The 19,977-nt window shown below is 64.2% G+C and carries 20 protein-coding genes; 14 read left to right on the top strand and 6 right to left on the bottom strand.

Annotation, left to right across the window (positions count from 1 at the left end):
• The first annotated feature begins 87 nt into the window (after positions 1 to 87).
• Genes ACYG9R_RS15360 through ACYG9R_RS15350 form a run of 3 tightly spaced genes read left to right on the top strand, consistent with a single transcriptional unit; the run spans position 88 to position 2,570 of the window.
• Entirely contained in the window at positions 88 to 1,281 is a 1,194-nt protein-coding gene (locus tag ACYG9R_RS15360; protein ID WP_023726425.1) for a Tm-1-like ATP-binding domain-containing protein, read from the top strand.
• A gap of 13 nt (positions 1,282 to 1,294) precedes the next feature.
• Positions 1,295 to 2,149, top strand: a complete 855-nt coding sequence (locus tag ACYG9R_RS15355) for a phosphoenolpyruvate hydrolase family protein (protein ID WP_023726424.1) — start codon at positions 1,295 to 1,297, stop codon at positions 2,147 to 2,149.
• Positions 2,150 to 2,153: 4 nt separating this feature from the next.
• Positions 2,154 to 2,570, top strand: coding sequence for a cupin domain-containing protein (locus tag ACYG9R_RS15350; protein WP_023698983.1), 417 nt, complete (start codon positions 2,154 to 2,156; stop codon positions 2,568 to 2,570).
• A 171-nt stretch (positions 2,571 to 2,741) separates the two neighbouring features.
• On the opposite strand, the gene ACYG9R_RS15345 is transcribed toward ACYG9R_RS15350, so the two are convergent.
• On the bottom strand, positions 2,742 to 3,932 hold the full coding sequence (locus ACYG9R_RS15345) for a M24 family metallopeptidase (protein ID WP_023726423.1): 1,191 nt from the start codon (positions 3,930 to 3,932) through the stop codon (positions 2,742 to 2,744).
• Between the two features lie 365 nt (positions 3,933 to 4,297).
• Here ACYG9R_RS15345 and ACYG9R_RS15340 point away from each other — a divergent pair, with 365 nt between their 5' ends.
• From ACYG9R_RS15340 to ACYG9R_RS15315, 6 genes are all read left to right on the top strand, one after another.
• Complete coding sequence (locus ACYG9R_RS15340) at positions 4,298 to 5,902, top strand: ABC transporter substrate-binding protein (RefSeq protein WP_023669855.1); 1,605 nt, start codon at positions 4,298 to 4,300, stop codon at positions 5,900 to 5,902.
• A gap of 249 nt (positions 5,903 to 6,151) precedes the next feature.
• A complete protein-coding gene (locus ACYG9R_RS15335; RefSeq protein WP_023726422.1) occupies positions 6,152 to 7,138 on the top strand; it encodes an ABC transporter permease in 987 nt (328 codons plus the stop codon).
• Positions 7,135 to 7,965 (top strand): ABC transporter permease, encoded by an 831-nt coding sequence (locus tag ACYG9R_RS15330; RefSeq protein WP_023726421.1) that lies wholly within the window; start codon positions 7,135 to 7,137, stop codon positions 7,963 to 7,965. The genes ACYG9R_RS15335 and ACYG9R_RS15330 overlap by 4 nt, the downstream gene beginning before the upstream one ends.
• Positions 7,962 to 8,963, top strand: coding sequence for an ABC transporter ATP-binding protein (locus tag ACYG9R_RS15325; protein ID WP_460221835.1), 1,002 nt, complete (start codon positions 7,962 to 7,964; stop codon positions 8,961 to 8,963). The genes ACYG9R_RS15330 and ACYG9R_RS15325 overlap by 4 nt, the downstream gene beginning before the upstream one ends.
• A complete protein-coding gene (locus ACYG9R_RS15320; RefSeq protein WP_023824653.1) occupies positions 8,960 to 9,736 on the top strand; it encodes an ATP-binding cassette domain-containing protein in 777 nt (258 codons plus the stop codon). Before ACYG9R_RS15325 ends, ACYG9R_RS15320 begins: the two co-directional genes overlap by 4 nt.
• Positions 9,737 to 9,794: 58 nt before the next feature.
• Positions 9,795 to 10,307, top strand: coding sequence for an L-2-amino-thiazoline-4-carboxylic acid hydrolase (locus ACYG9R_RS15315; protein ID WP_023824654.1), 513 nt, complete (start codon positions 9,795 to 9,797; stop codon positions 10,305 to 10,307).
• A gap of 10 nt (positions 10,308 to 10,317) precedes the next feature.
• Here the strand turns inward: ACYG9R_RS15315 and ACYG9R_RS15310 are convergent, their stop codons facing one another.
• From ACYG9R_RS15310 to ACYG9R_RS15290, 5 genes are read right to left on the bottom strand one after another with little or no spacing between them, the layout of a single operon-like run.
• Positions 10,318 to 11,100 carry a DeoR/GlpR family DNA-binding transcription regulator gene (locus tag ACYG9R_RS15310; protein WP_023824655.1) on the bottom strand — a complete coding sequence of 261 codons (783 nt, stop codon included), beginning with the start codon at positions 11,098 to 11,100 and terminating at the stop codon, positions 10,318 to 10,320.
• Between the two features lie 2 nt (positions 11,101 to 11,102).
• On the bottom strand, positions 11,103 to 11,906 hold the full coding sequence (locus tag ACYG9R_RS15305) for an HAD-IIB family hydrolase (protein WP_023824656.1): 804 nt from the start codon (positions 11,904 to 11,906) through the stop codon (positions 11,103 to 11,105).
• Positions 11,907 to 11,913: 7 nt separating this feature from the next.
• A complete protein-coding gene (locus ACYG9R_RS15300) occupies positions 11,914 to 13,206 on the bottom strand; it encodes an iron-containing alcohol dehydrogenase (protein ID WP_081726918.1) in 1,293 nt (430 codons plus the stop codon).
• A gap of 14 nt (positions 13,207 to 13,220) precedes the next feature.
• Positions 13,221 to 14,678, bottom strand: a complete 1,458-nt coding sequence (locus ACYG9R_RS15295; protein WP_023824658.1) for a xylulokinase — start codon at positions 14,676 to 14,678, stop codon at positions 13,221 to 13,223.
• Complete coding sequence (locus ACYG9R_RS15290; RefSeq protein ID WP_023672934.1) at positions 14,678 to 15,355, bottom strand: beta/alpha barrel domain-containing protein; 678 nt, start codon at positions 15,353 to 15,355, stop codon at positions 14,678 to 14,680. Before ACYG9R_RS15290 ends, ACYG9R_RS15295 begins: the two co-directional genes overlap by 1 nt.
• 237 nt (positions 15,356 to 15,592) lie before the next feature.
• Between ACYG9R_RS15290 and ACYG9R_RS15285 the strand changes: the two genes are divergently transcribed.
• The 5 genes from ACYG9R_RS15285 to ACYG9R_RS15265 all read left to right on the top strand — a co-directional run bounded on the left by ACYG9R_RS15285 (position 15,593) and on the right by ACYG9R_RS15265 (position 19,975).
• Entirely contained in the window at positions 15,593 to 16,906 is a 1,314-nt protein-coding gene (locus tag ACYG9R_RS15285; RefSeq protein WP_023824659.1) for an ABC transporter substrate-binding protein, read from the top strand.
• A 67-nt stretch (positions 16,907 to 16,973) separates the two neighbouring features.
• Positions 16,974 to 17,903 (top strand): carbohydrate ABC transporter permease, encoded by a 930-nt coding sequence (locus ACYG9R_RS15280; protein WP_155923309.1) that lies wholly within the window; start codon positions 16,974 to 16,976, stop codon positions 17,901 to 17,903.
• Between the two features lie 10 nt (positions 17,904 to 17,913).
• Positions 17,914 to 18,747 carry a carbohydrate ABC transporter permease gene (locus tag ACYG9R_RS15275; protein WP_023686650.1) on the top strand — a complete coding sequence of 278 codons (834 nt, stop codon included), beginning with the start codon at positions 17,914 to 17,916 and terminating at the stop codon, positions 18,745 to 18,747.
• 11 nt (positions 18,748 to 18,758) lie between these two features.
• Positions 18,759 to 19,814 carry an ABC transporter ATP-binding protein gene (locus ACYG9R_RS15270; RefSeq protein WP_023685718.1) on the top strand — a complete coding sequence of 352 codons (1,056 nt, stop codon included), beginning with the start codon at positions 18,759 to 18,761 and terminating at the stop codon, positions 19,812 to 19,814.
• Positions 19,811 to 19,975, top strand: coding sequence for a hypothetical protein (locus tag ACYG9R_RS15265; protein WP_023701459.1), 165 nt, complete (start codon positions 19,811 to 19,813; stop codon positions 19,973 to 19,975). The genes ACYG9R_RS15270 and ACYG9R_RS15265 overlap by 4 nt, the downstream gene beginning before the upstream one ends.
• Positions 19,976 to 19,977: the final 2 nt, after the last annotated feature.

Genomic DNA, 19,977 nt, shown 5'->3' with positions numbered 1-19,977 from the left:
AAAATTGCAATGACCTTTGCCCACCGAAAGGCCGGCAAAGGGCGACAGGCGGCCCGGCGCCGGTCGGCCGGTGACGGGAGAAACGCGATGAAGCGCATCTACGTGGTGGGCACAGCCGACACCAAGGGCGAGGAACTTGCCTTCCTGGCCGATGCTATTGCCGCCACCGGCAGTTCGGTTGCCCGCGTCGACATCGGAACGCGCGGTGCCACGGTGCCGGTCGATATCCCGGCCAGCGAGGTCGCGGCGCATCATCCGGGTGGAGCCAGTGGCGTGCTCGGCATCGATGATCGCGGCACGGCAGTGGCCGGCATGAGCGCCGCCTTCACAAATTTCATTCAGTCGCGCGACGACATATCAGGCGTGATCGGCATTGGCGGCGGCGGCGGCACGTCGATCATCACTGCCGGCATGCGCGCGCTGCCGCTTGGGCTGCCCAAGATCATGGTCTCGACGCTCGCCTCCGGCGACACCGCGCCCTATGTCGACGTCTCCGACATCATCATGATGCCATCGGTCACCGATATGGCGGGACTGAACCGGCTGTCACGCGTCGTGCTGCACAATGCGGCGCAGGCAATCGCCGGCATGGCCGCCAGGCCGGCGCCGACTGCCACCGGCAAGCCGGCACTCGGGCTCACCATGTTCGGCGTCACCACGCCTTGCGTGACCGCCATCGCGGATCAGTTGCGCGCCAACTATGACTGCATGGTTTTCCACGCCACCGGCACCGGCGGCCGCTCGATGGAGAAGCTCGCGGACTCGGGCCTGCTCGCCGGCGTCATCGACATCACCACGACGGAAGTCTGCGACCTGCTGTTCGGCGGCGTGCTGCCGGCGACGGAGGACCGCTTCGGCGCCATCGCCCGCACCAAGCTGCCCTATGTAGGCTCGGTCGGCGCGCTGGACATGGTCAATTTCTGGGCGCCGCCGACCATTCCCGAGAAGTTTAGGGGCCGGCTGTTTTACGAGCACAATCCCAACGTCACGCTTATGCGCACCACGGCGAATGAATGCCGCGGCATAGGCGAGTGGATCGGCACCAGGCTCGCTCGCTGCGAGGGCCCTGTGCATTTCCTGATCCCCGAAAAAGGCGTCTCGGCACTAGATATCGAGGGCGGCGCCTTCTTCGACCTCGAAGCCGACGCCGTGCTGTTCGATGCCATCGAGCGCACCATCAGGCCGAGCGCCACGCGCCGCGTCACACGCCTGCCGTTGCACATCAATGATCCGGAATTTGCCAAAGCCGCAACCGCGGCCTTCCTCGACATCGCCAGATAGTGAGAGTCAACAAATGCCCGCAATACCGCGCAAGGACATATTGAAGAAGTTCAAGGCGATGATCACCGACGGCGTGCCCATCGTCGGCGGCGGCGCCGGCACCGGCTTGTCGGCGAAGGCCGAGGAAGCCGGCGGCATCGACCTCATCATCATCTACAATTCCGGCCGCTACCGCATGGCCGGGCGCGGCTCGGCTGCCGGCCTGCTCGCCTATGGCAACGCCAACGAGATCGTCAAGGAAATGGCCTACGAGGTGCTGCCGGTGGTCAAAAAGACGCCGGTGCTGGCCGGTGTCAACGGCACCGATCCGTTCGTCATCATGCCGCTGCTGCTTGCCGAGCTGAAGACGATGGGCTTTTCCGGCGTGCAGAATTTCCCGACCATCGGCCTGTTCGATGGCAGCATGCGCCAGAGTTTTGAGGAAACCGGCATGGACTTCGGGCTGGAGGTCGACATGATCGCCGAGGCGCACAAGCTCGATCTTCTGACCACGCCCTATGTCTTCAACCCCGACGAGGCGCGCGCCATGACAAAAGCCGGCGCCGACATCGTCGTTGCCCATATGGGGGTGACGACCGGCGGCTCGATCGGAGCCACGTCGGCCAAGTCGCTCGACGACTGCGTGGTCGAGATCGACGCCATCGCCAACGCGGCGCGATCGGTGCGCAAGGATGTCATCCTGCTTTGCCATGGCGGACCGATCTCCATGCCGGACGACGCGAGATACATCCTCGACCGCTGCAAGGGCCTGCATGGCTTTTATGGCGCGAGTTCGATGGAACGGCTGCCGGCTGAAGCCGCGATCGCCAGGCAGACGGCGGATTTCAAGGCCGTCACGCTGCACGACCAGAAGAAAAAGAAGGGATGAGATCATGACCGACAAGAGCAAGGTGTTCGTATACCCGAAGGACGTGAGCGCCTTCGGCTTTGACTGGGGCAAGCTGTCGCTGACAGTCGCGCCGGAAGTAAATGGCGCGACGCGCTTTTCCGGCGGCGTCGTCGACCTGCCGTCAGGCAAGGGCCACACGCGCCACAACCATCCCGGCGCGGAAGAGATCATCTTCGTCATCTCAGGCAATGGCGAGCAGATGGTGGAGGACGAGGAGGGCAATCCGGTCGTCGCCAAGGTCGGCCCCGGCTGCACCATCTATGTGCCGGAAAGCCGTTTCCATTCGACACTGAACACGGGCGATGGGCCGATGCAGCTCTTCGTCGTCTATTCGCCGGCCGGACCCGAACTGGTGCTGCGGGAGTTGCCGGATTTCAGGTTGATTCCGGCGGGGAAGTAATCGCGAAAGGCCCCCTTCATCCGGCCGCTTCGCGGCCACCTTCTCCCCGAGGGGGAGAAGAGGCAGAAGCCAGCGCCGGCGCAAACTCCTCTCCCCTCGGGGAGAGGTCGGATAGCCCCGAATTGCCCTTCGAAATTCGGATGGCAATCCGGGTGAGGGGGTAGCGCCGAGCTAGGCTATCCCACCTCTATTCCACCCCCGTGCCCGATCCCCAAACATCACATACCCCGCATCCGTCACCGCCAGCGTATCCTCCAGCTTGATGAACCCCCGCGTCGGGTGAAGCATGGTCGTCTCCACCGACAGCACCATGTTCGTCTCCAGCGGCTTGGCCGAATAGGTGCCTTCATAGGTGACCGGGTGGTTGGTCATCAGGAACGGCGCTTCATGGGTGATCAGGCCCATGCCATGGGCGAAGAAATCCGTATAGGGCGCGACCTTCGACGCCTTCAGCACGCCCTCCGCGTGCGAAATCATATCGCCGCCGATGGTGCCTGCCCTCACCTTCGAGAACGCCGCCTGCTGCACCGTCTCGACCTCGGCCAACAGATCTTCCAGCTCGGCATCCGGTTCGCCCAGAATGCCCATGCGGCAGAGATCGCCGATATAGCCGTGATAATTGCCGCCGGAATCGATCGACAGCACCTCGCCCTTTTCCCAAGCCTGCGGTGACGCCGCACGGTTGTGGCTGGAGCCCAGCGTCAGCAGGCAATATTCGAAATGCGCGCCGCGATTGGTCTCCTCGCGCCTGAGCTGCTCGATCATCTCGGCCTTGGTCGTGCCTTCGCGCGCCCACTGGATAGTCGCCAACATGGAATCGGTGATCAGCTCGGAGGCGATGCGCAGCTTCTCCAGCTCGGCGTCTGTCTTGATGGCGCGCATGCGCTCCAGCATGTCGGTCGCGTCGATCAGCTTCGCGTCCGGCAACGCCTTGCGGATCAGCGCATAGGCATCGGACGGCAGGAAGGCCGGCTCGATGCCGATGCGGGCGCCTGCCTTGCCGATCTTGCTGACATGCTCGACCGCAAGATTGGCGGCGTCGAGCGTACCCCAGCAGGCGGCATGCAGTGTCGGCGTCCAGAACGGGTTGTTCTGGTGCTCGGCGCCTTCCATGCGGTTGCCGATATAGGCGGCATGATCCGGCCCGCCCTTCTCATAGACGACAACAGGCAGATAGCGGCTGTGGCCAATCGCATCCATGGCGGCGAAGAAGATGAATTTGTAGCCACCGAGCAGATATTGCGTGTTGTGCTTGGACGTCGCCAGCAGCACATCGATGCCGGCTTCCTCCATCAGCCGGTCGACCCTTGCCTGGTCGAACGGGATATTGCTGACGGCATTCTTGCCCGGGGCAATGTTCATTGTTCTCTCCCTGATTTCCGTGGGATCGCCGGCCGCGCTGCGCCCGATTCCCTTGGCTGTCGGTCAAATCTGCATCATTTTGTCCACTCTGGTCCAGCCAGAAATAGGTCAAATTGCTTCAGCGGGCGGTCGCCAAGTCGTCTTTGCTGCATATCAAGGCAATCTGGTCCTACCAGAATATCAGAATGAAAGGGCCACCTCTAAACTGGTCCAGCGGACGAAAATTTCAAAGCCAAGCAAGGATGCGCCAATTCCGTCTCTGGCGAAACCCTTGGCAAGGGCCATAATCGCCGCGAGGATGCTGGCGGGTGCCGCCAGCTTCGAGGGGTGCGCCCATCTGGTCGCGGAGAGGACGGAGTTCGGTCATGTCAGATATTTCCAGACGCACGCTGCTTGGCGGCTCAGCTTTGCTGCTGGCCTCCACCGCCCTGCCCACATTCAGCTGGGCGCAGACGCCGAAGAAAGGTGGCCGGCTGGTGCTCGCCGCCGATTCCGAGCCGCGCAATCTCAACCCGGCAATCGTCGCCTCCAACGGCGTTTTCTTCATCTCCAGCAAGATTGTCGAGACGCTGGCCGAAGCCTCGTTCGACGGCAAGGACGGGCTCGAGCCCCGCTTGGCGCTCTCCTGGGAAGGTGCTGCCGACGGGCTCTCGGTAACCTTCAAACTGCGCGATGGCGTCAAATGGCATGACGGCAAGCCGTTCACCTCGGCCGACGTCGCCTTCTCGGCGCTGCAGATATGGAAGCCGCTGCAGAATCTCGGCCGCACCGTGTTCAAGGATCTGGCCAGCGTCGACACCCCCGACGATCTCACCGCCGTGTTCAAATTCGCCAAACCGACCCCGTTCCAGCTGATACGCAATGCCTTGCCGGCGCTGAGCAGCGTGGTGCCGAAACATATCTACGAAGTCGGCAAGATCGAGGACAACCCGGCCAACAATGCCCCCATCGGCACCGGCCCGTTCAAGTTCGGCGAGTACAAGGCCGGCCAATATTACAAGCTGACAAGGAATGCGAACTATTGGGGCAAGGACGAGCCCTATCTCGACGAGATCATCTATCAGGTGCTGCCGGACCGCACGTCCGCCGCGGCCGCACTCGAGGCCGAAGAGATCCAGCTCGCCGCCTTCTCCGCCGTGCCACTGGCCGACCTCGACCGCATCTCGAAAGTGCCGGGCCTGAAGGTCATCTCCAAGGGCTATGAGGGGCTGACCTATCAACTCGTCGTCGAGATCAACCATCGCCGCAAGGAACTGGCCGACGTGAAGGTGCGCCAGGCGATCGCGCATGCCATCGACAAGGATTTCGTCGTCAAGACGGTGTTCCTCGGCTATGCCGCCACCGCTACCGGTCCGGTGCCGAAGAACGACCCGCAATTCTACACCGCCGACGTGCCGACCTATCCCTTCGACGTCGCCAAGGCCAACGCCCTGCTCGATGAGGCCGGCTACACCAAGGCCGATGATGGCAAGCGGTTTGCGCTCAAGCTTTTGCCGGCACCCTATTTCAACGAAACAAAACAGTTCGGCGATTATCTGCGCCAGGCGCTGGCCGCGATCGGCATCGACGCCGTGATCGTCAACAACGACTCGGCCGCGCACATCAAGGCCGTCTACACCGACCACGCCTTCGACCTCGCCGTCGGCCCGCCGGTGTTCCGCGGCGATCCTGCGATCTCGACCACAATCCTGGTGCAGAGCGGCATTCCCGACGGTGTGCCGTTCTCCAACCAGGGTGGCTACAAGAACGCCGAGCTCGATGCGCTGATCGCCAAGGCATCGGAAACGCTGGATGCGTCAGCGCGCACCGACCTCTACAACGAATTCCAGAAACAGGTCGCGGCCGACCTGCCGCTGATCAACGTCGCCGAATGGAGCTTCATCAGCGTCGCGCGCGATACCGTGGGCAACATCGCCAACAACCCGCGATGGGCGGTGTCGAACTGGGCGGACACCTATCTGGCTGGCTAGCGATCAGCCCGGCATGCTTGCGCATCGGTTGGACGAATGCTCATCATCAGGGATGAGAGTTCCTTCACGCCTCTGTTCTGTCCTGCCGGATAGCGCCAACCTTCACCCTCCCCCTTGTGGGGAGGGTCGGCGAGCGGTTGCTGCGCAGCGGCAGCCGCTCGACGGGGTGGGGGTAGCGCCCTACGAGAACCCCCACCCCGCTCCGCTTCGCGGATCGACCCTCCCCACAAGGGGGAGGGTAAGGCAGCCATGACCCGTGCCCTCACCCTCATTCGCCGTCGCCTCGTCGGCAGCATCTTCGTGCTGCTGATCGTCATCATCGGCACATTCCTCCTCCTGGAAGCCGCCCCCGGTGACGCGGTCGACGCCTACATCGTCTCGACCGGCGGCGACGCCGGCATGATCGAATTGCTGCGTCATCGCTGGGGCCTCGACCAGTCCGAGCTGACACGGCTCGCCAACTATCTCTGGGCGCTGCTGCATTTCGACCTCGGCCAGTCCGTTACCTTCTCGCGGCCAATTCGCGATGTTATCCTGGAACGCCTGCCGACGACACTGCTCCTGATGGTCACCGCCACCGCGCTCTCCTTCGGGCTCGGCTCGGCGCTCGGCATCTACGCCGGCGCCAGACCCGGCAGCTTTCGCGACCGCTTCCTGTCGATCGGCTCGCTGGCGCTTTATGCGGTGCCGGGCTTCTGGCTCGGCCTGGTGCTAATCGTCGTCTTTGCCGTCGACCTGCGCTGGCTGCCGATCGGCGGCATCGAGAGCCTGGCCTCGGACAAGACCGGTTTTGACCGCGCCACCGACATCGCCGTCCACCTCGTCCTGCCGGTTTCCGCGCTCGGCTTCATCTATCTCGCGCTCTATCTGCGCATGATGCGCGCCGGCATGGCCGAGGCGTGGCGGCAGGATTTTGTACTCGCCGCCCGCGCCAGGGGGCTGTCACGCCGCCGCATCGTGCTCGCCCATGTCGCCCGCAACGCGCTCTTGCCGCTGGTCACCATGCTCGGCCTGCAATCGGCGCAGATGCTGGGCGGCAGCGTCGTCATCGAAAGCGTCTTTGCCGTGCCCGGGCTCGGCCGGCTGGCGCAGGAAGCGGTCGCTTCGCGCGACACGCCGCTGCTGCTCGGCATCATCCTCACCAGCGCCGTCCTCGTCATTGCCGTCAACCTTGCAGTCGACATCGCCTACGCCTTCCTCGACCCGCGCGTCGGCGCCAGCGAGGCCAGCGCGTGAGCGCGCTGCCGCGGTTCCTGCGCCGGCCGGAAGCGGTCGCCGGCGCGATCATCCTGGCGCTTCTGTTCGCCATGGCGCTGTTTGCGTCGCTGCTCTTCCCCGGCGACCCGCAGGCCATTGCCGGACCAGCACTGCTGCCGCCGTTCCAGGACTGGTCGCTGCCGCTCGGCACCGACCGGCTCGGCCGTGACGTGCTGTCCGAACTGTTCCACGGCGCCCGCACCTCGCTGGCGGTCGGCCTGGCGGCGGCAGCGGCGGCACTCTTCATCGGCGCGGTCGTCGGCACGCTGGCCGGCTTTGCCGGCGGCCTTGTGGACGAGGGGCTGATGCGCATCACCGATGCCTTCCAGACCGTGCCGAGTTTTCTCCTGGCGCTGGCCTTCGTCAGCGTCGTCGGGCCGTCGCTCGGCGTCGTCGTCACGGCAATAGCGCTTGGCGCCTGGACCGGACCGGCGCGTGTAGCGCGCGCCGAAGTGCTGTCGATCCGCGAGCGCGATTACGTCGCCGGCGCTCGCGTCATCGGCATGCATCCGCTTGAGATCGCTTTTCGCGAGGTGTTGCCCAACGCGTTGCCGCCGGTGCTGGCCTTGTCCTCGGTGATCGTGGCCGCCGCGATCCTCACCGAGGCAGCGCTGTCCTTCCTCGGTCTCGGCGACCCCAATCGCGTCACTTGGGGCGGCATGATCGCCGAGGGCCGCACTGTGCTGCGCACCGCGCCCTTTCTGTCGATCGTTCCGGGCATCGCCTTGGTGCTGACCGTGCTTGGCGTCTATCTCACCGGCGAAGGCGTGGTCGAAACGACGGCGGTGCGGAGGAGCCTGTCGTGACCGCACTGGCTGAGATACGCGATCTGTCAGTGCGCTATCGGCGAGATGGCAGCGAGGTGACGGCGCTGAAGGGGGTCAGCCTGGATGTTATTGCCGGCGAGCGGCTGGCGATCATTGGCGAAAGCGGTTCGGGCAAGAGCACGCTGGCGCTGGCGGTGGCTGGACTGCTGCCGGCGAGCGCCAAGATTGAAGGACATGTCAAGTGGCAATTTCAGGCGCCGCGATCCTTCCCACCCCCCTCTGTCCTGCCGGACATCTCCCCCGCAAGGGGGGAGATCAGCAGCTTTGCCGACGGCTTCCCTTCTGCAACGTTCGTGGTTGGCGAAGGCGGAGATGAGAGAGCAATCTCCCCCCTTGCGGGGGAGATGTCCGGCAGGACAGAGGGGGGTGTGACGGAACGCCGACCTCTCAAATTAACCGAGCCCAGCACGCTCCCCCTTCCCGGTCGCGACATTGGTTTCGTCTTCCAGGACCCCTCCGCCAGCCTCGACCCCGTCATGACCGTCGGCAAACAGATCGCCGAAGTCGCCCGCACCCACCTCGGCCTCGACTGGCCACAAGCTTACGCCAAAGCCAAAACCCTGCTCCAACGTGTCCGGCTGCCCGACCCACAAACCGCCATGCGTGCTTTCCCGCACCAGCTCTCCGGCGGCCAGAAGCAGCGCGTTGCTGTTGCCGCGGCCATTGCAGCCGGTCCGAAACTGCTGATCGCCGATGAGGCGACCAGCGCGCTGGACACCATTGTGCAAGCCGAAATCGTCAGCCTCATTCGGCAACTGGTGGCGGAGGACGGCATGACGCTGCTGTTCATCAGCCACGACATCGCGCTGGCCGCCGAACTCGCAGAGCGTATCGCTGTATTCCGGAACGCCGAACTGATCGAACTCGGCCCGACGGAGCAAATCATAAACGCCCCGCGCCATGCCTATACACGAACGCTGCTCGACGCCCATCTCGGCCTCGACGCCGATCCGCTGCTACGACGGGCGCCGGCATGAACTTGCTCACCGTCTCCGGTCTTACCAAGCGATACCGTCGTGGCGGCAAGGCCATCGCGGCCGTCGACGGTGTCTCCTTCGCCATCGAACCCGGCGAGACGCTGGCGCTGGCCGGGCCCTCCGGCGGCGGCAAGTCGACGATCGCGCGGCTGGTGCTTAGGTTGATCGAGCCGGACGCCGGCACCGTCCAGTTCGAAGGCGATGACTTTCTGCTCTTGAAGGGTGCGGCCCTGCGCACCAAGCGCGCGCGCCTGCAAATGGTGTTCCAGGATCCGCTCGCCGCGTTCAACCCGCGCGCCACGGTGGCTCGCGTGCTTGACGATCCCTTGCGCATCCATGCCATCGCTTCCCGCGCCGAGAGGCCGGCCCGCATTGCTGCCTTGCTGGATCGCGTCGGGCTGGCAGCCGATCTCGCCCCGCGCGCCATTCACGAAATCTCCGGCGGCCAGCGCCAGCGCGTCGCCATCGCCCGCGCCATTGCGACAAACCCGTCGCTGATCGTGCTCGACGAGGCAGTGTCGGCGCTCGATGTTTCGGTGCGCGGACAGATCCTCGAACTGCTGCTCGACCTGCAAGCCAGGGAACGGATCGCCTATCTCTTCATTTCGCACGATCTCGGCGTGGTCCGTGCGATCGCTCACCGCGTCGTCCTTCTCGACGCCGGGCGGATCGCCGAGAGCGGCGACGCCCGCACCATCATCGACGGGCCGCAATCGGCGGTCGGCAAGGCGCTGGTGGCGGCCGCGCCAAGATTGAACAGGATCCGGCCATGATCCCGCAAAGTGCAAACCCGTTTGCGGACAAGATCATGGTCAAAGGCAAGGACACATCATGACCGATCCCGAAGCACCCAGAGCCGAAAAACTCTCGCGCGAACTCGATTTCGCCTTCCGCAACCGCGCCGATCTCTACCGCCTGTTTCTCGACGAGCTGACCGGCGAACTCGGCGCGGAAAAGGCCGAGGCGATCATGATTCGCACCATCGAGCAGCGCGGCAAGGAGGTGGCGGCCGCCGCCTTCGCCCGTTTCGGACCTAACGACGCGCCGGCCATCGGCGAGGCATTTTTGGCCGTCAGCCCGGATGGCGGCCTGATGTATCCGACCGATGTCGAGCGCGGGCCGGACCACATCGCATTCAAGGTGAAGCGTTGTCCGCTGAAGGACGCCTGGGTCGAGGCCGGTGTCGGTGATGAAAAACTCGCCACGCTCTGCCGCATCGCCGGCGCTTTCGACCGTGGTCTGTTCGAGGCAACGGGCGTGCGCTTCGACAATGTCACCTGGACGCCGGGCCACGGCCCCGGCTGCTGCCACATCGCGCTGACCAACCGGGATGCCGCCGGATAGCCAATGCTGATCAGTCGGCGGCAAACACATGCAGCTCCGTGCCCGCCTGTTCGGCAGCAGTGCGCAGGTCGGCCTTCGGTTCGCTGTCGGTGACGATATCGGCAATGTCGTCGAGCCCGCAGATGCGTTCCAGACTGCTGCGGCCAAACTTGTCGTGGGTCACCACCAGCACCGTCGACAGTGAACGCGATATCATTGCGCGTTTAACGGCCGCGGCGCCCGAGATCATGTCGCTCGGGCCATCGGCGCTTATCCCCGATGCCCCGATAATGGCGACGTCGGCATTGTAGCGGCGCAGGAACTCGACGGTGTCTTCGCCCAACACGCTGCCTTCCCGGCTATCATAGGTCCCGGGGCAGAGCAGCACCCGAAAGGTCGGATTGGCGCCCGCCACCGAGGCCACGCCGGTGGAATTGGTGATGATGGTCAGGTCGCGCTTCAGCTGCGAAAGGTTGCGCGCCACCTCATAGGTGGTCGAACCGCCATCGATCATCACGATCTGGCCCTTCTCGACAAGGCTTGCCGCGCCGCGGCCGATGCGGGCGCGCTCCTCGATCAGGGTCAGGCCACGCTCCGAAATCACCGGTTCTGATGTCACCAGCGAGATCGTCGCACCGCCATAGGTGCGGTTGATCAGCCCGGCATCGCCGAGTTCGATGAGATCGCGGCGGATGGTCTCGCCGGCGACGCCGATGCGCCGTGCGAGCTTGGAGATGCGTATCGACGCCGACCGGCGCACTTCCGAAAGGATAAGCGCGTGCCGCTCCTTCTTCGTCAGTCGGCCTTGGTCCATGACTATTCCATTCCCTTTGCAGCAATCAGCGCGTCGCCAAGCTCGGCAAATCCCTCCGCGCCGCGACCGCTTGTGACGAAGGCGGGAGACGCCGGAAGCTCGCCGGCGAAGTCCAGCACATTAGCGACGCCGACGCTGTTGGGGAAGAAGCCGAACATTGGTGCATCGTTTGGACTATCGCCGACGAAGACAATGCTGTCCTTGTCGTGGTCGATATCTATACCGAAACAGTCCCGCAAGAATAGCCGGCTTGTCGACAGTTTGTCGTATTTGCCGAACCAGCCATTGACGTGGATGGACGAGATTTTCGCCGTCGCGCCGTAGCGCTGGAAGATGCCGACGATCTTCAGAACCTCGGTTTTGGGCAGCGGCGCCACGTCCTCGCAAAAATCGATCGCCAGATCGGCCTCGCGATAGGCCTGGTCGGCCGCGACCGCCGCACCCGGAACTTCGCGCAGAACGGTTTGCTCGATCTCCTTGAGGCGCGCGGCATCGGCCTGCCGTTCGGCAGCGCTCTTGGCGTAGTGGCGAACAATCCGCTTTTTGGCGTCGTCATAGCGGAAATAGAAGGCGCCGTTCTCGCCGATCACGCCATCGACCGGCCATTGCCGCGCGATCAGGTCGCACCAGCCGGCAGGGCGGCCGGTCACCGGCGCGACAAGAAAGCCGGCCTGCTTCAGCCGCTCGAGCGCCGCATAGGCTTTTGCCGGCAGCCGTCCCTTGTCGGTCAAGGTGTCGTCGATATCGGTCAGAACGACGGCGATGTTGCGCCGGTCCAGCGCGGTGAAGTCGGCAAGCGGACGCAGCACCCGCTCAGGCTCCCGCCGCAACCGTTTCGAGCGAGGCAGCCGCGACGTCGAGCATGGTGAACCTGTCGCGGATCAGCCGGGCATTGGCGACCGCCTCGTCGTAGAAGCCAGCCGGTATGGCAACCTCCTGCGGCGTGGTCGGCGCGCCGGCGGCGCGCAGTGCTGCCGCGATCTCGCGCGCCGGGCGTGCCACCCGCACCAGCCTTTCACGATGCGAGCGCCATTGCTTGGCCAGCATGGTGTTGATGGCGTTTGCCCGTTCGCGGTCCAGCAGCTTGGGCTTGAATGCCGCCCAGCAGGAACGTCCGAGCGTTTCGCCGAAGATCTCGATGAAGCGTTCTGGCGTATCCGCGGACGGCGCGAGCTGCAGCTCCGGCAGTGCCAGCACGCGCTCCTGCAGCCGCGCCATCGTCAACGTCGTCACCGCTATGTGTTCGCCGTGATGCGCCTCAGGCAATCCCTGGCCCCGCATGTCGATATAGTGGGCGATCAGATGTTCGCCCTGGCTGGCCGGATAAGAGCCGCCGCACAGCGTCATGCCGAGACCGGACATGACCAGCGTGCGCACCAGCACTTCCATCGCCTCAAGGTCGCCGGTCCCGAGTTCGCCGGCATTGGCGATGAGCGCCTTCTCGTCCTCGGCCAGAAGCATGAACGGCGCCTGCCTGTAGGGCGTGCCGAGCAACAGATGCGCCATCAGCCAATCGGTCTGCGCGGTCGGCCGCGCCATCGAATCGCCGAAGCCGGCAGCGATCAGCCGGTGCGGCGCCCGCGCCATGACATCGAGATCGAGGAAGACGCCGACCGGCAGGCTGGCCGTCAGCGATTTCTTGAGGCCGTCCTCGGTGATTGCCGCCGACACCGAGGTGTAGCCGTTCATCGATGGCGCGGTGCCGAACACCGCATAAGGTTTTTGGGTGAGATGGGCAGCATATTTGGTGATGTCGTTGATCGAGCCAGATCCGACCGCGACTAGGCCGCTGGCGTCTTTCGTGCGTGCGATCACCGATCGCACCGCGTCCATGTCCGGATGCGGATGGCGCGGCAGGATGATCTTGTCGACATCGCTGCTGCCACGCAGTGCGATCGACACCCTCTCACCCAGCGCCAGCCCTGTGTCGGGATCCATGACCACGGCGAGCTTGCGGCCGAGCGGCAGCGGCTTGACCAGCGCATCGGCCTCGTCGCCGAGACCGCGCCCTATGACGATGGTCTTCAGCGGCACCGACAGCATTCCCTGGCTGTCCGGGTCAGGCAGCGTGCCGGCAATAAGGCGATCGAGCATTTGTCTGGACATAGGATGCAGTCCGGTCAGTCAGCATGAAGCGGGGTCAGGGCATCGAACAAGGTGCGATACCGGCGGTAACTTCTGTCGTAGGCGGCCTTGGCGGAAGGATCAGGGTCGATCGTCTCGACGTGGCCGGCCAGCCTTTCAGCCGCCTGCTGCACTGAGGAGGTAAGGCCGACGGCCGCGGCGGCAAGGATTGCCGCACCGATCGGCGAGGCATCGGCCGCATCCGCGATCTCGACCGGCCTGCCGCTGACATCGGCCCGGATTTGCCCCCACACCCGGCTGCGCGCGCCACCGCCTGAGAGCCGGATGCGCCCGGTTGTTATGCCGAGCTCGTCCAGCCGGTCGACAACGTCGCGCATGGCGAAGGCGCAGCCTTCCAGCACTGCGCGAGCGCAGGCCGCTTTGCCGTGGAAGGATGTCAGGCCGTAGAAAGCGGCACGCGCTTCGGCGATCCAGCGCGGCGCCATGGCACCGGACAAGGCCGGCAGGAACAGCAAATCGTCGCTGCCGGCAACCACCGTCGCCGCCAGTTCCGACATCGCCGCCGGCGAATCGACGCCGAAGGTTGTTAGAAACCACGTCACCGCGCCGCCCGAGAGCCATCCGGGATTGGAGATGAAATAGCCGTCGCCGAGAAAGCCATGGGTCTCCACCAGGCCGCCGGGGTCGAGGCGAAGCGTGCCGGACACCGCGCCGACCACTTCGGCCGTGCCGAGATTGCAGGCGACGACACCGGGCACGACGACCCCGGCGCCTATGGCGGCCGAAAAATCATCGCCGGTGCCGACCGCCAGCGGCGTGCTCACAGGCAGACCGGTGAGCTCGGCGCCGGCGTGCGTCAAGGCGCCGGCGATCTCAGATGCATCGTCGATGCCGGGCAATTTATCTGCATCGATGTCGAAGGCGGCCAGCAGATCGCCGGCATAGTTGTGCTCCTTCAGTCCATAGAGCATGGTTGTCGAGGCCAGCGCGTGATCGATGACGGCACGACCGCACAGCGCCGCGACCACGAACGATACCGGTTGATGCCAGAGCGCCACCCGGCGCGCTTCGGGCAGGTTGCGCGCTGCCCAGCGGATTTTCGCCGCCATATGCGTGGCATCGAGGACAAGACCGGTGCGCTCGCGGATGAAGTCCGGATCGATGCCGGCGATCTCTCCTGCCGCCCGCCGGTCCATCCAGATGATGCACGGAGCCAGCGCCTCACCATTGCCATCGACCGCGACGCAGCCGTCGAGCTGGCCGGCAATGGCAATACCCTTGATGTCGGACGGCGCAAGCCCAGCCTTGTCGAGCGCGCCGGCAATGGCCGGCTTGAGCGCCGCCAGCCACAGCGCCGGGTTCTGTTCGGCCCAGCCGGGCGCCGGGAAGGCCGGCTGGTACAACACAGCGGCCTCGCCACGCAGCCGCAATTCGTCATCGACAACGATCGCCTTTAGGCTTTGTGTGCCGAGATCGATGCCGATGACTGGCATTAGACACGCTCGCAATCCGCGAGGACATCCCGCAGTTGCGAGAGGATAGAACCTTTCGTCGGCGAATAGGAGCCATCGAAAACCGCTGTGCCAATGGTAAAAGCGTTGGCGCCGGCCAGCTTGATTGCCTTGATCCGATCGGCTGATGCCACAGCGCCGGCGACGATCAGATGCCGCGACGGACCAAGCCCGCGCCGGGCTGCGCGCACCAGTTCGGCCGGGTCGGCCTCGGTGGCGCGATAGGCGAGGATGTCGCATCCCGCACAACCCTTCTCGGCGAAGGCCCGGCAGTCGGCCTCGACATCCTCGGCCGAACCGCCGAGCTTGGTCGGATGGCCGACCGGCCGCCCGGGAAAAGGGTAGTATTCGGTGCCGCTCCCCTCCAGCAACGCCATGATCTCGTCGACCTGGGTACCACCGAGCAGGCGCTGGATGCCGAGATCCCTGGCGATGCGCGCGGAATTAAGGCAGGCCTCAGCCGTCGTCGAGACAACTTCCATGTAAGTGGTGGCGCCTGTCCGGCCAATGGCGACAGCGAGCTTGCGCAGCACATCCGGCGCGACGCCAATATCCTTGAAGCCGACATGCTTCAGGCCGACCGGCTCAATCAAATCGACCAGGTCGAGACAGTCCTCGACCGTGCGATCGTTGCGCGTCAGCATGAAGATGAAGTCCATCCGAAAGGTCCCTCGCCTGGTCGGGAAAGCCGGTTTGCTGCCGGTCTGTTAACACCTCCCAACCATTTGTTGCAAGGTGCCACATTTTGATTTGCAGTACCACACATTTTATGACAAAACGGGCGCCGGCCCGCCAGGCACGACTTCTAGGGAGAGGGAAGAATGCTCAAGCCGCTGAGACGTACCGCGTCCAGACTGCTCGTCGCAGTCGTATTTGTGTGGCCCCTGACGTGGCAAGTGACACAAGCGGACGCGTGGGATCTGAAAGAGGCGTCGAAACCCTATAGCGGCCAGACCATCCGCATGGTCGGCGAGGCGCTGCCGCCGCTCGAAGCGCTGAAGAAGATGGCGCCGGAGTTTGAAAAACAGACCGGCATCCATGTCGAAGTCGAGATGTACGAGCACTCGGAAGCCGTCAACAAGGTGCAGCTCGATCTCAACTCGCACCGCGGCCGCTACGACGTCATCATCCAGCCGCATCGCGAACTCGGCAAGTTCGCCACCAACAACCATCTGGTCGAAATCGCCAAGATGATGGCCGACCCGGCTTTGCGCGATCCGAGCTTCGAGCCGGAGAAGCAGCTCTACCAGACCGCCTGGCACGAAATCTCCTGGTATGACGGCAAGGAGTACGGCTTCCCCTTCACAGTGCTCAACATGTTCATGTGGTATCGCTCGGACCTGCTCGCCGATCCCAAGGAGCAGGCAGGCTTCAAGGGCAAGTATGGCTACGGCCTCGCTCCCGCCAAGGACTGGAAGCAATACCGCGATATCGCCGAATGGTTCTATCGCCCCGACCAGGGTTTTTACGGCACCGCCCTGCAGGGCAAGCGCCATGAGGCACTGTGGTATGAGTGGCTCAATTTCCTTTATTCCTTCGGCGGCGACGTGCTCGACGTGAAGAGCGGCTCGGCCTGCGGCCCGGTCATCGTCAACAGCCCCAAGGCCGTCGCCTCGCTCGAATATTACAAGAGCCTGCTGCAATTCTCGCCGCCGGACAGCCTCAACTATTTCTGGGATGATGTCATGGCGCTGATGCAGCAAGCCAAGGTCGCCGAGCTGATCATGTGGAACGACGCAACCTATGCCGTGTCGGTCGACACCACGGCCTCCACCGTGGTCGGCAAGGTTGGCTTCGATCTCGTGCCGCAAGGCGACGGCGGGAAGATCGGCCAGGTCGAGGGCTGGACCTATCTCATCCCGGTCTATTCGAAGAACCAGCAGGCCGCCTTCCTCTTCGTCCAGTGGATGATGGGCTATGACCGCCAGCTCGAACAGCATCTCAATGGCGGCGCTTCAGGTCGGCCAGATGTCTATGCCTCCGCCGAGGTGCAGAAGCTGCCCTATGCCAAGGCTTCGATGGAGGCCAACGAGCATGCGGTGCCGAAGGCGACGCTGCCGCAATCGGCCGAGATGACCGACATACTAGTGCGCGAACTGTCATCCTACCTCGCCGGCGAAAAGGAGGCGCAGGCCGCCCTCGACACCGCCGCCACCGACATCTCGACACTGCTCGGTTCTTGCGCACCCATGACCTATCCGGCACGATAGGCCTTGAGATGTCGCGCAGAGGCTACCCGCACAAGCGGGTAGCCGTTCTTGTCCGCAGGAAACGCCCGTGACGAACCGCACTCCATCGCCGCGCGGAATGCCGCTTCTCGACCGTGGGGTGGGGCCGCTCTTGATGCTGCCGGCGACGCTGCTCGTCGTCGTCTTCCTGGTCGGCCCGTTCTACTACATGGTCTACACCGCGCTGACCGACCTCAGCTTCGCCGACGCCAGCCATGCCGGCGCCTTCGTCGGTTTCGACAATTTCCGCAAGCTGATGCGCAACGACCCATTCTTCTGGGCATCGTTCCTGCTGACGCTGAAATTCGTCATCATCGCCGTCGGCCTGGAATTCCTGCTCGGCTTTGCGCTGGCCTTCCTGATCTTCCGCTTCGTCGCCAGCCAGCGGCTTCTCACCACACTGCTGCTCATCCCGATGATGATCGCGCCGGTCGCCGTCGGGCTGATCTGGCGGCTGCTGTTGCAGGGCGATTTCGGCATGCTCACCTTCTACATGCGCAAGGTCGGCCTGCTGGCGCAGAATTCGGCGGTGCTTTCGGCACCCGACCTGGTGTTTCCGACCATCGTCGCCATCGATGTCTGGCAGTGGACGCCTTTCGTCACCCTGATCATGCTCGCCGGGATGATGAGCCTGCCGCGCGCGCCGTTCGAGGCGGCGATGATGGATGGCGCCAAACCGTTCCAGATTTTCCGAAACGTCATGCTGCCGCTGCTGCGGCCGGTCATCGCGCTCGTGCTGCTGCTGCGCGGCATCGACGCCTTCAAGGAGTTCGACAAGGTTTTCCTGATGACCGGCGGCGGACCGGGAACGCTGACCGAGCTGGTCTCGATCTACGCCTACCGCGTCAATTTCCGTAACTGGGACCTCGGCTACGGCGCCGCGGTCGCCTTCATGATCTATCTCGTCGTGCTGATCCTGTGCTCGGTCTTCTACAAGGCCGTCTACTGGTCGAGCCGCAAGCAGGTGGGGGCGTTTTGAGGGCGCTGCGATGATCGATCAGTCCACCAACCGCGCCTGGAAAAGCTTTGCCTGGGCGGTGTTGCTCGTCGCCGTCGTGGTGGCGCTGACGCCTTATGTCTGGATGGTGCTGGCGTCGTTCAAGAACCGCGTCGATCTTCTGTCTTCTGTGCCGAAATGGATTTTTTCGCCGACGCTTGCCAACTATCCCGCCGTCTTCATCGACAAGGGATACTGGCCGCTGGCGATCAATTCGGTGCTGATCTCGGTGTCGTCGACCATACTCTGCATCGTCATCGGCGCGCCAGCGGCCTATGGCTTTGCCCGCTCGGATTTTCCCGGCAAGGAAGACCTGTTCTTCTTCTTCCTGACCACGCGCATGGCGCCGCCGATCTCAATCGCCGTGCCGCTGTTCCTGTTCTTCACCTCGCTGGGCCTGATCGACACCATCTACGCCGTTGTGATCGCCCACACCTCCTTCAACCTGTCGCTCGTCGTCTGGATGATGCGCGGCTTCTTCGCCGAAATCCCCAGGGAGATCGACGAGGCCGCGATGATGGACGGCCGCTCGCGGCTCGGCGCATTCTTCTTCGTCGTCGCGCCGCTGGCCGCACCCGGCATCGGCGCCACAGCGGTGCTCTGCTTCATCCTGTCGTGGAACGAGTTCCTCTATGCCTTCATCCTCGTCGCTTTCGACGGGCGGCCGCTGACCGTCGGCATACCGGGGCTGGTGACGCCGCATGGCACGCTCTGGGGACAGGTCGCGGCAGTCGCGATCGTGGCAACGCTGCCGATCGTGCTTTTCACGTTCCTTGTCCAGAAACAGCTCGTCCGCGGCCTCACCTTCGGCGCGGTCAAGGGTTGAAGGGATCTTTTATGGCAATTGTTTTCGACGGCGTCACCAAGGCCTTCCCGGACGGGACGGTGGCGCTGCAGGCGCTCGATCTTGCTTTCGAGCCCGGCGAATTCCTGGTTCTGCTCGGCCCGTCCGGTTCCGGCAAGACGACAGCCTGCCGGCTGCTCGCCGGGCTGGAGCGGCCGACCGCCGGGCGCATCATGGTCGAGGGCCTCGATGTCACCGACCTGCCGCCGCGCCTGCGCGGCATGGGCATGGTGTTCCAGAACTATGCGCTCTACAGCCATAAGAGCGTCTACGAGAACATCGCCTATCCCTTGCGCATCCGAAAGATGCCGGCCGCCGAGCTTGACCGCTGCGTCCGCGCCATGGCCGAGCTGCTCGAAATCACCCGTTACCTCGACCGCCGCCCTTCGCAATTGTCGGGCGGCCAGGCGCAGCGCGTGGCTGTGGCCCGCGCACTCGTCTGGCAGCCGAGCCTCTGTCTGATGGACGAGCCGCTGTCCAATCTCGACGCCTTGTTGCGGCTCCACATGCGCACCGAGCTGAAGCGTCTGCATCGCGAGCTGAAAAAGACCTTCGTCTTCGTCACCCACGACCAGGAAGAGGCGATGACGCTGGCGACCAGGGTCGCGGTGTTGCGCGAAGGCGCACTGATCCAGTACGACGACCCGCGCGAGATCTATCGGCGGCCTGCCAATCGCTTCATCGCCGAATTCATCGGCCGTCCAGCGATGAACACGTTCGATGGCGATGTCCGCGCCGGCGTCTTCCACGCCAGCGGTTTCACTTGCCCGCTTCCGGGAAAGCCTGATGGTCCCATCGTGCTCGGCATTCGCCCGGAGCAGATCCAGCTTGTCGACGCGACTGCCGGCGACGCCATCCTGTTTGCCGTCGACGTCGTCGAACCGGTCGAGCCGGACGTGCTGATCTTCGCCAATAGCGAGGCCAACGCGCTGATCGTCAGGACTGTGAATGACGATCGCGCTTTCGATCCCGGCCAGCCGCTTTATCTACGCTTTCCGCCGGCAGCGCTGCACACATTCGATGCTGTGTCGGGAGCGCGGCTGCCGTGAGCACGCTGCTCGCTTTGGTGCCGCTGGCCGCCGCAGCCTTGGTCTGGTGGCTGTTCTACAGCTTCAACCGGTCGCGGCGCTGGTTCTCGACAGGCGAACTCATCTTCTGGGACGCCATTGCACTGGTAACCCTGCAGCTTGTCTGGCTGATCTGGTTCTGAAT

It is taken from the genome of Mesorhizobium sp. RSR565B (assembly GCF_054719465.1).
The sequence above is the reverse complement of the archived record's forward strand: the minus strand, read 5'-3'. Positions and strand labels throughout refer to the sequence as shown.

Bases quoted from the DNA above. Each gene is read 5' to 3' on its own strand.
- ACYG9R_RS15275 (WP_023686650.1), top strand. From the start codon at position 17,914: ATGATCGATCAGTCCACCAACCGCGCCTGGAAAAGCTTTGCCTGGGCG.
- ACYG9R_RS15320 (WP_023824653.1), top strand. From the start codon at position 8,960: ATGAACTTGCTCACCGTCTCCGGTCTTACCAAGCGATACCGTCGTGGC.
- ACYG9R_RS15335 (WP_023726422.1), top strand. From the start codon at position 6,152: ATGACCCGTGCCCTCACCCTCATTCGCCGTCGCCTCGTCGGCAGCATC.
- ACYG9R_RS15290 (WP_023672934.1), bottom strand. From the start codon at position 15,355: ATGGACTTCATCTTCATGCTGACGCGCAACGATCGCACGGTCGAGGAC.
- ACYG9R_RS15350 (WP_023698983.1), top strand. From the start codon at position 2,154: ATGACCGACAAGAGCAAGGTGTTCGTATACCCGAAGGACGTGAGCGCC.
- ACYG9R_RS15315 (WP_023824654.1), top strand. From the start codon at position 9,795: ATGACCGATCCCGAAGCACCCAGAGCCGAAAAACTCTCGCGCGAACTC.
- ACYG9R_RS15345 (WP_023726423.1), bottom strand. From the start codon at position 3,932: ATGAACATTGCCCCGGGCAAGAATGCCGTCAGCAATATCCCGTTCGAC.
- ACYG9R_RS15295 (WP_023824658.1), bottom strand. From the start codon at position 14,678: ATGCCAGTCATCGGCATCGATCTCGGCACACAAAGCCTAAAGGCGATC.
- ACYG9R_RS15360 (WP_023726425.1), top strand. From the start codon at position 88: ATGAAGCGCATCTACGTGGTGGGCACAGCCGACACCAAGGGCGAGGAA.
- ACYG9R_RS15270 (WP_023685718.1), top strand. From the start codon at position 18,759: ATGGCAATTGTTTTCGACGGCGTCACCAAGGCCTTCCCGGACGGGACG.
- ACYG9R_RS15355 (WP_023726424.1), top strand. From the start codon at position 1,295: ATGCCCGCAATACCGCGCAAGGACATATTGAAGAAGTTCAAGGCGATG.
- ACYG9R_RS15300 (WP_081726918.1), bottom strand. From the start codon at position 13,206: ATGTCCAGACAAATGCTCGATCGCCTTATTGCCGGCACGCTGCCTGAC.
- ACYG9R_RS15310 (WP_023824655.1), bottom strand. From the start codon at position 11,100: ATGGACCAAGGCCGACTGACGAAGAAGGAGCGGCACGCGCTTATCCTT.
- ACYG9R_RS15340 (WP_023669855.1), top strand. From the start codon at position 4,298: ATGTCAGATATTTCCAGACGCACGCTGCTTGGCGGCTCAGCTTTGCTG.